Below are 12,329 nucleotides of genomic sequence, written 5' to 3' on the forward strand. Positions count from 1 at the left end.
AGTGATTTGCAATGTTATTTTGATTCCTTGAGATTCATAGAAAGATAAGGCGCTCATAAGATCATGTGGCAATATGTGACTGAGAAAGGGGAATTCCTGGTTTATGATATAGCCTGGTTTATCCTTACTATTATTGCGATTCTTTTTTCAATTAAGTTATTTCGCTTTATATTTGGCTCAAATGAACAACAATAATTGGGACTGTTGCGACTAGAACTTAAGTGGAGATGAGCTTGATACATATCCTCTAGTTCGTCTTTCTGGTTTTCATTGATATTTTTAGAAGATAAGAAATGGAGTCCTATGGGAATACATAAATCACCCATTGTCAGTCCATTTCTTATTTCAGATTTCACAAATGTTTTCAATTGGTAATTCGTCAGGACATTCCATCTGTGTTTGGCCTCTTTAGTCAATGAACCTCTCCATTTGCTATGCTTGACTTCAATAAGAAAGGTGCAGTGCTTATAATAACACCAATAGTCAATACGTCCAGAGCTATTGATCTTTTCTCCTCGGATATGGCGAGTCACCTGTTGTTCTGCCATTACATAACCATTGCAAATTTTCCAGAGAGCCGGCATAAGGCATGTGTCAAGCTGCCTTTCTGAATATTCGTATGGAGAGTCTATAGCACCTGGATTACTGATGTATTTATAGCAAAGGGCACAAAATTCTTTAAATAAAGAATTTATGAATTGTGCAGCAATTTGTTCGCTATTGTATTGAATTTCAATTTTATGGGGGAATACAAATTTCCCAATTGGTGATTCTCTCGATAATAATTTCATTGATGGATTTTATTAGAAACTATATTAAAAGACAAATATACATCTTTTGAAAATTTTCGGTAGATTGAGCTAAAAAAGATTCTCTGAGTACATAATGACAAAAAGTACGATGGGTACTAAGCTGCCAAGAAAGCTGGGACAGAAGATGCAAATTGTGGGTGAGCAAATCAGACTTGCACGATTGCGTAGAAATCTCAGTATCGCTCAGGTAGCCGAACGTGCTACTTGTTCGTCCCTTACGGTTTCACGTATCGAGAAAGGTGCACCGACAGTGGCAATTGGTATTTATCTTAGGGTGCTTTATGCGTTTCAACTGGGTGATGATATTCTTCTGCTTGCAAAGGAAGATGCAATGGGAAAGGCCTTGCAGTATTTGAGTCTCAAGAAACGTGAAAGGGCATCCAAGAAATAAGGAATGAAAAGCCCCCTATGTATTTGCTGATTTTGATTGGCAGAAAGAACCGAGGCTAATTGGAGGGCTAAGTTACGAGTTACGTCGTGGTTCTTTTATGGCTTTTTTAGATGAGATATTCTTCCATCTATAAAATAATTTGAAAATTTTCGTTTGTCTTTATACTTGTTATTTATATTTTTGAAAAAAATTACATATGGCAGAGTTGTACAGTCATCTTGGGTTTATCCGTAATCCGTTTTCGACATATTCAGCAGAAGAAGAATGTGAGTTTCTTGATGATATATATATTAAACCAAAATTCTTTCATACTCTTCAATCTGATATAGCCAATGGGCACAGCCGATTTATTTTAGGGGCAAGAGGTGTTGGAAAAACAGCTTTGATATCTCAATTGAAGACAAATTTAGAAAAAGACAATATCTTTTCTATAATCATTGATAATTTTGATGGTATCCCAAAGGACAATAATAATACAGAGTTTATTAGACTTATTATTGAATATTTAGTAAAGTATTATTGTATTGAGCTTGGAAATTGTCCGAAGAGAATACGTAGTTTAAATCGAGTACAAAAAGAAAAGTTATCATTCTTCATAAGTGAATTTTTTGTTACAATCAGTTCTTTGGAATATACACGGTTAAATAATAGAACCAATATTTATCATAAGACTAATTGTATTAAACAGATTTATAATAGATTTTTTAATAAACCTATAAATTATTCTATATCGGGATGTATGGAGATTGCTTCAGATTTTATTAGGAGCCATCTTGGATTACCCAAGGTTGATAAAGAAATATATTATAAAAATTATTTGCCAGAGTGTGAAATAAAACAATCTAAGCAAAGAGAAATACCATTAAATTATAGGGCTTATAAATCTATTTTATCAGATTTTGCGGAAATTATACAAAAATCTGGATACAAGAATGTTGTAATCTTTTTTGACAAAATTGATGAATTTCCACAATTAAATAATAACATTAGTCTTGTAGCTAATTTCCTAGAGAGTTTATTTAAAGACACTACAATTTTGATGGATTGCCATTATTCCATTGTATTTAGTATTTGGGATGCAATTAAACCAGAACTAACAAACAAAGGGGTCCGGTTTGATAAAATTAAACCGATTGATATTACATGGAGTAATGAAGAGATTAAGAGAATTGTAGAAAAAAGGATATCATATTTTAGTCGAGGAAGGATAGTATTGGATTCTTTAATTAGGAATCAGAACAAAATTGATGACCTTATTAATTTATCTAATCATTCACCTAGATACGTTTTTCGATTGTTTTCATATATATATGATTGCCAGTCTGATAAAGATGATATGGCACAAGCATTTGAATCTTGTATTATAGATAAGGGAGTGCTGCTGTTTTGTCAGAATTTTGATTATTACGCAATATATCCAAGGTCAATGGGGAAAGTAGATGTTATCACAAATATTAATCGCTTGTTAAAAATAGGTAAAACGATTATCAAAACGAATGATTATGTTTCCACATATAAAGTAAGTACTCCTACAGCTATTTCGTATATTAGAATAGCTTTGAATTATAATCTTATTAAGGAGCTTCCAGAAACAGATAAAGGGGCAAAGCAATATACAATTAATGATCCTGTTATTAGTCATTTAATTGAAGCTGGAATCACAGAATTGAGGAAGTAGAATTTATAATAATAATGAGATAATGAAGCAGAAAGCGGTTTTTCTTGTGTCGATAGACTCTGTTATGATTTATATTACTTTATAGTCAGCAAAGTCATCTATATGTGATTCTTAAGCTTTTGACATAAACTGAGGTGAGATGATGCCTTGTTGATGATTCCGTTTGCTGTTATATAGTTGTGTAGAGTCAAAAATTATAACCGCTCTTGGGTTTGCGCTTTGCTCCATGTACAATCTCCGCTACCTGTTCCTGGAGCGACATAGACTGTACTTGCTTGCGTCCGGATTCAATCCATTGCAGCAGTTCGTCTTCATAAAAGTAAAGTTTCTTGCCTCGTTTGTAAGCAGGAATCAATCCTTTACGGGCTAGTGTGTAAATGGTGGGCTTTGCCTTTCGTGTGATTTTGCAGGCTTCGTCAATTTCAATAAAACGATGCTTGTCGGAAGAAGTCTGCGGTTGCAGTGCCGCTACCATTTCCCGGATTTGCTCCATCTGTTCTGTGAGATACGCTACCGCCTGCGGCAGCGTATCAAAAGTGATTTGTTCGGTTGCCATACGTACTCGTTGTTAATTGTTTGCTGGCAAAGGAAATTGGTGTTTTGATGGTGGGAAATATCACCAGAATATAACTATGAGATAACTTTTGGTGGCGATAGATTGAGATAAATCCGTATCTTTGTGTTAGTTAATAGGGAATGAATATGAAAAAATTAGGGCGAATTATTATTAGTGTCTCTGAATTAATGGAGAATCTGAGTCAAATCGATGCTTATTTATCTGACGATAATGAGGAATATTATAGCAATGTCAGAAAATTAATTGGTAATGGAATTGATTTTGTCGTATATAAGTCCGGAGAAAATAATCATTTTGCACCTAGTCGATTTATTGGGTATTTACATAATGACTTGATAACTCATTTTATAAAGAATAATGGTAAACATGGTAGTAGAACGACTCATGCTATAAATAAAATACTCGGTTATACTTGTGAATACGATAGAAACATAGATAAAGAATATCTCGTTTTCTGCAAAAAATATGGTATTATACCTCGGAAAATGATAAAGAGAAAAAGAAAATTTTGGATCCTTGATAATGATAGTAACACAAAATATGAGAATGAATATTATGAAGGCACAAAACAACAAGTTTTGGTGAATAAATATGAACGAAATCCGAGAGCCAGAAAAATGTGTATACAGAAATATGGATGTATCTGTAATATTTGTCAGTTTGATTTTCAAAAGCAATATGGAGAATTAGGCAAGGATTTTATTCATGTTCATCATATAATTCCCATCTCTGAAAATAAAGGAAGAAGTTATAAGGTAGATTATGAGAATGATCTCATACCTGTTTGCCCCAATTGTCATGCAATGTTGCATAGGAGTAACATATCAATAGAAGCATTAAAAGATGCGGTTAGGAAGAATAGACGGAATCTACACTAATTGATTATTTAAATGAATCTTAGTCTTAGATTCATTGTGTGACATTTTGCGCTCAATCGTTGAGATCTCCAAGTCACAGAGGGTGTGGGCAAAGACATCCTTAATAAATGTGGCAGTGTGAACACGCTTTTTATTGAAGGCTTTGCCGATATTCCACCCAAAGTGCATAATATCAATGCTTTTAAGTTGGGCGTCAACTTTTACAGGCGATATCTTTTGTAAGGTGTCGCCTGCGTTATATTCAGTAATGTATTCGCACAGGCGGGTAAGATCTTCTTCACTCATGTAGGCCGCCATGGTTTGCTTCGTATAGTTGAGGACTTTTTCCAATCTAGTTTGAGTAGCCCGATTCTTTTCTGCAATAGCATGGGTTCGCAGGGCTTCGTATTCTGATGAGGCAGAGACTGTTTCTTCAACGGTAGGAACAGGTTCAATGACATCTGGTGTAATCAGGTTTGAATCTTCGATTGTAAGGGATTCAGGAACAGAATCGGGATTATCTTTCATCTTCTGAAAAGCAAGGCAACGAAGCAGAAACGCTTTTATGCGAGGCGACAGTAACTGGTTGAAGGTTATCTGCAAACTGGCATAGAGCGCTGTCAAGATGATGATTGTCACAAAAAATGCGATAGTACTACTGAAGTCGTCAAGCCCTTGGGATAAAGCAAACAGACGGATTAAAATACCGATAATAAGAACGACTCCAATTACCAGGGAGTAGAGTGCTATATATTCTACATTTCTCTGATTCATAGTGATATATGCTTATGGTTTGTGCGCAAATATAAATTGTTTCGTGGATACATGGCTCCGAATCGAAGTGAGAGGCAGTATGTGTCCTCAAAATGTAGCTTTTGTCTCTGCCGGTGTAAGAAGGAAAGACTTGATGGGGTAGGATAGGGCTCCAATTATAGCACTAGTCCCTTCTCAGGTTCCTCTGTATGGGAATATGGTTTAAGAGATAGGTCGGGAATATACTCCCAAAGGAGAAGTGATGCCGTAGCCGAGTCCCCATAACCACAGGCAAAGGTAATTCGTGTTCTTCTCGTACAAGCAAGGCCAAGCCCTTCGGGTTCGTGGAAAAAATCATCCTCGTCCCGGAGGGCTTGCGGTATTTTTCCCCGAAGCCTTGCATGTACGGAACACGACCTTTTTAAGCCTGTAGTTATGGGAACTCCGGCCCCTGTAAGCCGGACTAACAAAAAATCAAATGTCATGTTACAGAAAGCGAAGAAAAAGTACACGGTGGAAACACTCAAGCCATTGAATGTGCAGTACGATCACGAACACTGGCTGACACAGCAGGACGTGGATATGGCCAATAACTATGTGGAACTGATAGAGAGGACACGCTCAGAAAAGACTCCGCAGGTCGGAGACAGGCTCATCTATGTGGACCGATACGGAAGGTATTACGGCAACGCCCTCATCGAGAAACGGGAGGAAACGAGCGGACTAATCTCCATCTGCGAAGAGCCCTATATTCCCTTTGTCTGGGAAGAATATGACGGTATAGGACTGAGCGTCAGCGGAGGGGCCTTCCACCATATTGACCCCAGACAGTTGACATTCGTCAGATGGACGGAAGGAGCATTCAAGAACTGGGGAAACTGCGGGGCGTGTGCCAACGGTGCCGTCGCATTCACGGCAAGAGTTCCGTTGTGGTCCTATTCCGAACCTGACCCGCTCTATGGCAATTTCACCACGGAGACATGGAGACAGTACTATCTGACCAAGGATACAAGTCCGGACGCGCGCAACCTGTACCAGGGCTTCGACAAGGCTTTCAGGACGGAAGAGGAGTTCCAGCAGTTCCTGAAGGACTACGAAGGAACCGTGTTCAAGGGTAACTGGGAAAACCAGATCGTACTCTGGTGTTTCCGCCATGAAAACCGGTTCCTGCCGCAGAATGAGTGGGACAAGATAGACGCTCCGGCCGTGGAACGACGTCTCAATTTCCATCCCGAGCAGGTGAAACTGGTCAAGGACATGGACAGCCACATCACCTACTGTTACCGCATCAAACCCGAGAATGACAATCTCTAAAATAATACAGTTATGCAGACAACAGCAACAACAGCAGGCAGCCATACCGACCTGCTCACAGGAATCCTGAACGTACAAGTGAGGAACGAGGACAAGATTACAGAACAGGACCGGCAGTATTGCCAGCTCCAGCAGGACCAGCTTTACAAGACACTTGACCGGATTGACCGGTGGTACGCCATTGCTTGTCCGCACGCAAGACAGCGAAGGCAAGATACACATCAGTTGGGGAAGCCAGCGAATAACCGAATGAACATGAACCGTATGGAGATGCCCGGAAGTCCCATTCCCACCGACAAAGGTAGTCCGCGTCCCACTCGGCTGAGCAAGGTCATGCCGCAGGCGGTTTTCGGGAAAATCATCCTTGCCGGTGGCTGCGGTATTTCCCCGAAAAACCCAGCACAGCCGGGACACGGCACCTTTGGGGAGTCGGAGGAATGGAACCCCCGGGCTCCATATACATAACAGGAAAAGAATATGGATCTGAACAATGCAGAGGTTGCCGTGACCACACAGCATCTCATGGAGATAAAAGATTACAGGGACTACTGGCTGCACCTGTCCGACTACAGCGACATGGGCGAGTTCCTGTGTGCCTGTTCCGACCTGTTCCCCGGGGAAAAGGAACCGGAATACCGGTATCCCAGATGGGAGAACATCCCGGACACGCTGATCAGCCGTGAATGGCTCTGTCCCAACTTCTTCGAGATCAGGGACGCCCTTGAAAGGCTCGAAGAGGAAGAAACGGAGTTTTTCATAAACTGGAGCAGGCATTACGGCTATGACATCACCACGGATGACCCGCACATGATGGTATCACATTATCACGACCTGTACGGGGGCAACACCGTCACGGAAGCGGAAGAAGACGCGGAGACAGGAGAAGACACCCTGATATACACGGGCATATCGAGCTGCTACTGCGATACGCTTTCCTTCCGGTACGAAATATTTGATGATAACTACGACTAAAAGACAAAAGATATGGAAATCAACTTCAAAGGACCTGTAATGCCCATCGACCCGTATTCGCAGCTGGCATTCGTAGAGATACTGAACATCATTCTGACGGCAGGACACATTGTGGACGTGAACCGCTCCCTCATAAGCAGGAATGTCAACCCGCTGTTCGGTTCGCTGTCAGGCTATTTCAGATGGTCGTTCGCCGGAGACCGCTTCACGCTCTGGCAACGCACGGACTACAATTCAACGCTGTGTTTCAACCACAGGATACTCGATCTGCCTTTCGGTGCCCTGGCAGCGAAAGACAGCGAGAAAGAGACAGAAACAAGCTGAAAGAAAAACAACGGTAAAATAAACACATGTACGGGAAACGGAATCCTGCCGTACACAGGTAACGGAATATGGGAGAACAGAAAAAACTGACTATGGAATTCGTGAAATCGCTTATGGACAAGTCCTACACACTGGTGTGGGTGGGTTATAACGACAACTTCGATAACAGCCATGACACCATTCAGAAGTGTCTGGAAGAAAGGAGTTGTGAAAGTCTATGGGAGAAAGTGGACGAGTGGTACGATGACGCGGAATGGGAAGCAGTCCATGAAATCGTCTCAAAGCTGAAGAATGAATGCACTGGCTCCCACGACTTTGAGGAAGAGGATGTGGAAGAGTTCTTCGAGGAACATGAGGAAGAAATCAGGGAGGAAATCTACAACCGAAACGATTCAGACATCTTGAAGGAACTGATTAAGAACACGGATGACATTCCCGTGCGTGTGGAGATGCTGTCCAACTACGACTGCATCAATTCCAACTGGCTGGAAGCACAGGAAGGATACCGGTACAAGGAGTCCTATTTCGGGGACATGGTCGATGCCCTAAATCTCAATCCCGCCAAGGTGAAGAAAATGCTGGTGGAGAATGGTTACACGATGTATGGCCGTTTCCCCGATAAAAAATACCGAGACGGCAAGGAACAGGTATCCTACGAACAATTCTACCAGGAACTCGTCAACTCTTGCTGTGGTGCCAACCTGCTGACCTATATCGGTAAGGTAAGCCTGACGGAACTCTATGACGCCGGATTCTCGCTCGGGGAAGTCATTATTCCCAAAGGCAACTGCTGCGGCATATTCAGCTCCATGTACGGTGGCGGAAGTCTCCTGGAGATGGAGCTTAAAAAGAACGTCAGGCTGAAGCTGGAAGTCAGGGACTATCACGGATTCCGCTTCCGGCTTGACAGCGAGAGGTCAGAATATGAATGTTCCATCAAGCGAGTGTATGGGGTATGCGACTCCTTCTTCGGTGAAAGGATAGCTCTTGTCGCTTCATAAACAATTCATTTATACAACAATCAAAATTATAAGCATTATGGAAAAGTACGAAGTAAGAGTAAGGTACGCCTTCGAGGGTACCTACCAGGTCGTGGCAGAAGACCGCGACGAGGCGAAAAGAATGGTAACGGAAGAGTGCGGTCTGGTATTGGGTGGCAATATCCACACGACCCGCGGAGATAATGAGGTGACGAACTGGAATTTCGGTTCTCACCCCGACGTGCAGATTCTGTCTGTCAAGGAACAGGATAGGGGAGGCCGGGCCACATACACGGCCATGTGTTTCTACGACAGGATTGAAGAACTGCGGAAGGACATCATCGAAGCCATCAGACAACTGCTGTATGCGCACGGTATGACAGAAATCACATTCAGAGACAACGATGACGATCCGGTATGGGTCATCTGGTTCGACAAGCATGCCGACCCGTATGAGTGCTGGGTGACGGGTCTTGAAATTACAGACGATGGTCTGATTGTACTGGCAACAATAAAGGACAGCTTGGAAGAGGTAGCCTGTTACAGTCCCTTCGAGCTCGGAGCCAGCAACATCGACTGGCTGAACGGAATGTACGAGGCCGCCAGGCTTCAACTCGAAAATACAAATGGAAACTCTTAAAACGAAAGACAATATGGCAACAGAAATAAATAATCAAATGGAAAATGCAGTGTCTAGCTTCTTCTACTACATATGGAACACCTGGAGCGAGGACGAGTGTAAAGTCGTGTACGGGGAGATGTACCGTCACTTTTGGGGAAAATGGAGCCAGATGACGGACAAGGGTATATTCGGGGCTGCTGAACGGTTCTATGCGGAGCTGACGGACCATTACCGGGAAAAGCTGGTGGAACGGGCCGTCAGCCTCTATGACGGCAAGGCCAGACGCAAACTCCCTGACGATTCGAAAATCTTGGTATGCAGTGAATGCGGTTCTACGCAGATTGAGATACAGGCATGGGTAGATGTCAATACGAACGAATATCACAGCGATGTGGCCGATGACATCTGGTGCCTGCTATGCAAGGATAACGTGGGGACCTGTACCAAATACGACTACACGGAGATGATGCAGGAGTGGTGGAGATTCAACAATACCGACAAACTCGAATACTTGACCGGACTCAAGGCGTCCGATTTCTCATCGGACAATTCTGGACAGACATTCGCCGAAGCCTCCAATGAATGGTGGAACAGCAAAAGTTATGAGGAGAAGCGGAACATATATCTGGCAAACAACCAAAGGCAACGGCATGAAACGGAGCATTATTGATCCAATCTGCAACTCATGCAATTGAGGTAAGAATGAAATGTTTTATTCCATCGAGCGGAAATTTAATATCTACAATCCTGATCTATTTTCAGAACATACATTTACTGGTGAATCTGAAGAAGTTAAATGGTTTTGATAAGTGAAAATATACTAATATGAGTTAAGTTGTATATAGGTGTTCTGCATTCTCTTATTTCCCTATTGTAAAGACGAATTTTGTATCATATATTTATAGATGAATATTTAACTGTTGATATTATTGTTAGAGTAAAAGGCATTTTAGATGTTAAGGTTAAGCAAAGAGCTTTGAGACTGGATCTAATTTTGTAGCATCTCCTCTAAGTCTATAGTCAAATCATAATATAAAGTATGTAAGAAATTAAGCGAAGACCGGAAATTATGGATCTATATAATAAAGAATTACGAGGGAAGCATTAATTTATATACTACGAACATTGGATTCGTAAATAATCTGTAACTTTGTACTTGAAAAATAATAAAAGTGCGATCTTTGAGAGTCTGGGCAATTCTTAATGAAATGAATTTGATTCCCGCCTGGCGTTTAGTTCAGGTGTCCTAAGCGAAAGCTTTTGGATATACAATGTTAGAGTTGTAATTGTTTCACTATTTTGTCATAATTTGACGGGTGATATTTTTTTAAGTATATAGTGTACATAAATAAAGAAATAAGTAGTTAAGGTTGTTCAGATTCTCATTTATTGCTTAACAACATGACTAGAAATGGAAAAGAATGTAATCATAAAAAGAGCATCAAATCTTGAAACTAAGGAAGATCTTTTGCTGTTACTTAACGACATCGTTAAAGATGAGTTAGGTAAAGATGATGCGTTCTCTTTTTCCATGAAGCAACTCATGTATTATTGTAATCCAAACAATGTACGTGGGCGTTACAGCCATTTTTCTATTCCAAAGAAATCTGGAGGATGTCGGAATATAGCAGTGCCTTCTCGTGGGCTTGGGAATTTATTACACTATGTAAATATTATGCTGAAAGCTATTTACCAGCCTTCAGACTATGCTATGGGCTTTGTCGAAGGACGATGTGTAGTGGATAATGCGATGCGCCATGTTGGACAAAATTATATATTTAATACAGATCTTGAAAATTTTTTCCCAAGTATTGAACAGCCTAGGGTTTGGAAGAGATTTCAACTCAGTCCATTTAACTTTAAGCGTCCAATTGCAAATATTTTAGCAGGTCTTTGTTGTATAAAAGAAAAGAATGATGATGGTTCTTTTATATATGTCGTACCCCAAGGAGCTCCAACTTCTCCGCTTATCACAAATTCAATTTGCGATGTACTTGATCGTAGATTAAATGGCCTTGCACGTCGTTTTAATCTTCACTATTCTCGTTATGCAGATGATATTACCTTCAGTTCTATGCATAACGTGTATAAAGTAGGCGGAGATTTTAGAACTGAACTAAAGCGTATTGTTGAAGATCAGCACTTTCGCATGAAAGAATCCAAAACACGTCTTCAAAAGATTGGTGAACGACAAGAAGTTACAGGCTTAATCGTCAGTAGTAAGGTAAACACGAGTGCTGCATATGTTGCAGAAATTCGTAATCTTCTGCATATTTGGGAGAAATATGGTTATAATGAAGTGTATAAACGATTCTACCCAAAATATAAAGCAGATAAAGGTTATATAAAGAAAGGTGAACCTCTGCTGGAAAACGTTTTATATGGAAAGCTTCAGTATCTGAAGATGGTTAAAGGATACAAGGATTCTGTTTATGCTGCACTTCAAGCAAGATATGATAGATTAACAAGTCCTATCAATGCTTCTTCTGAACAAAAATATGATTATCTTCGTTCATTTACTCTCGCTGAATTTGAAGAAATAGTTGGTAATCAAATAAGATATTCACTTTCTAAGAATGGTAATCTTTATGGCAGGGTAAATTTAAATGATAATGATATCATTGTAAGCATTACCAATGCAGCCAAGGTACAATTAGTAAAAAATAAAATTATCACAGATGAGTCTATGATTGCAAGTGTAAAAACTTCTAAGAGTACAATCCCTGCTAATTCCAGACCTGGTTTATATGTAGTTTTGACTGCCAAGAATGGGAAGTCTCTGTTTTGGATGATGACCTACTATGATCCTACAGTTACAGATATAGATTTAAGCAGTGTATCTGTTTCTGAATTAGTGGATATTTGGGAACAAGAAGGAATCAATGCTGCTATTGAAGCATATGAGAATGGAATCCTATTCAAACAAGACAACAAATCATTTGAAAAGCTTAAAGGGGGAAAACAAAAATTTTATCGTCCAAGTTCCTTCTAAGTGGGTATGGACTAGGATATTTTTAGATAAACCTGCAAATATCGAGGAATGAATGAA

The 12,329-nt window shown here is 40.4% G+C and carries 13 protein-coding genes and 1 pseudogene; 11 read left to right on the forward strand and 3 right to left on the reverse strand.

Annotated elements, in window-relative coordinates:
- Positions 1-101: 101 nt before the first annotated feature.
- Positions 102-791 carry a hypothetical protein gene (locus BARVI_RS13420; protein WP_157232594.1) on the reverse strand — a complete coding sequence of 230 codons (690 nt, stop codon included), beginning with the start codon at positions 789-791 and terminating at the stop codon, positions 102-104.
- A 94-nt stretch (positions 792-885) separates the two neighbouring features.
- Here BARVI_RS13420 and BARVI_RS11725 point away from each other — a divergent pair, with 94 nt between their 5' ends.
- Entirely contained in the window at positions 886-1,203 is a 318-nt protein-coding gene (locus BARVI_RS11725; RefSeq protein ID WP_025279421.1) for a helix-turn-helix domain-containing protein, read from the forward strand.
- Positions 1,204-1,399: 196 nt separating this feature from the next.
- A complete protein-coding gene (locus tag BARVI_RS11730; protein ID WP_025279422.1) occupies positions 1,400-2,881 on the forward strand; it encodes a P-loop ATPase, Sll1717 family in 1,482 nt (493 codons plus the stop codon).
- Between the two features lie 187 nt (positions 2,882-3,068).
- Here BARVI_RS11730 and BARVI_RS11735 read toward each other — a convergent pair whose 3' ends face one another.
- Positions 3,069-3,437 carry a helix-turn-helix domain-containing protein gene (locus tag BARVI_RS11735; protein ID WP_025279423.1) on the reverse strand — a complete coding sequence of 123 codons (369 nt, stop codon included), beginning with the start codon at positions 3,435-3,437 and terminating at the stop codon, positions 3,069-3,071.
- Between the two features lie 146 nt (positions 3,438-3,583).
- Between BARVI_RS11735 and BARVI_RS11740 the strand changes: the two genes are divergently transcribed.
- Positions 3,584-4,336, forward strand: coding sequence for an HNH endonuclease (locus tag BARVI_RS11740; RefSeq protein ID WP_038534731.1), 753 nt, complete (start codon positions 3,584-3,586; stop codon positions 4,334-4,336).
- On the opposite strand, the gene BARVI_RS11745 is transcribed toward BARVI_RS11740, so the two are convergent.
- Positions 4,328-5,089 (reverse strand): hypothetical protein, encoded by a 762-nt coding sequence (locus BARVI_RS11745; RefSeq protein WP_025279425.1) that lies wholly within the window; start codon positions 5,087-5,089, stop codon positions 4,328-4,330. The genes BARVI_RS11740 and BARVI_RS11745 overlap by 9 nt on opposite strands.
- 462 nt (positions 5,090-5,551) lie before the next feature.
- Here BARVI_RS11745 and BARVI_RS11755 point away from each other — a divergent pair, with 462 nt between their 5' ends.
- From BARVI_RS11755 to BARVI_RS13055, 8 genes and pseudogenes are all read left to right on the forward strand, one after another.
- Positions 5,552-6,382, forward strand: coding sequence for a DUF4121 family protein (locus BARVI_RS11755; protein ID WP_025279426.1), 831 nt, complete (start codon positions 5,552-5,554; stop codon positions 6,380-6,382).
- Positions 6,383-6,394: 12 nt separating this feature from the next.
- A pseudogene (locus BARVI_RS13690) lies at positions 6,395-6,586 on the forward strand (hypothetical protein); the annotation flags it as partial.
- A 273-nt stretch (positions 6,587-6,859) separates the two neighbouring features.
- Entirely contained in the window at positions 6,860-7,354 is a 495-nt protein-coding gene (locus tag BARVI_RS11765) for a hypothetical protein (protein WP_025279428.1), read from the forward strand.
- A gap of 12 nt (positions 7,355-7,366) precedes the next feature.
- Positions 7,367-7,678, forward strand: coding sequence for a hypothetical protein (locus tag BARVI_RS11770; RefSeq protein WP_025279429.1), 312 nt, complete (start codon positions 7,367-7,369; stop codon positions 7,676-7,678).
- Positions 7,679-7,746: 68 nt separating this feature from the next.
- Entirely contained in the window at positions 7,747-8,679 is a 933-nt protein-coding gene (locus BARVI_RS11775) for a hypothetical protein (RefSeq protein WP_025279430.1), read from the forward strand.
- Positions 8,680-8,716: 37 nt separating this feature from the next.
- Positions 8,717-9,298, forward strand: coding sequence for a hypothetical protein (locus BARVI_RS11780; protein ID WP_025279431.1), 582 nt, complete (start codon positions 8,717-8,719; stop codon positions 9,296-9,298).
- A 25-nt stretch (positions 9,299-9,323) separates the two neighbouring features.
- Positions 9,324-9,950: a hypothetical protein gene (locus BARVI_RS11785; protein ID WP_025279432.1), complete on the forward strand. Its 627-nt coding sequence runs from the start codon at positions 9,324-9,326 to the stop codon at positions 9,948-9,950.
- A 741-nt stretch (positions 9,951-10,691) separates the two neighbouring features.
- Positions 10,692-12,272, forward strand: coding sequence for a reverse transcriptase family protein (locus BARVI_RS13055; RefSeq protein ID WP_025279433.1), 1,581 nt, complete (start codon positions 10,692-10,694; stop codon positions 12,270-12,272).
- The last annotated feature ends 57 nt before the right edge of the window (positions 12,273-12,329 follow it).

The organism is Barnesiella viscericola DSM 18177, from assembly GCF_000512915.1.
In the GTDB taxonomy this organism is placed as follows: domain Bacteria; phylum Bacteroidota; class Bacteroidia; order Bacteroidales; family Barnesiellaceae; genus Barnesiella; species Barnesiella viscericola.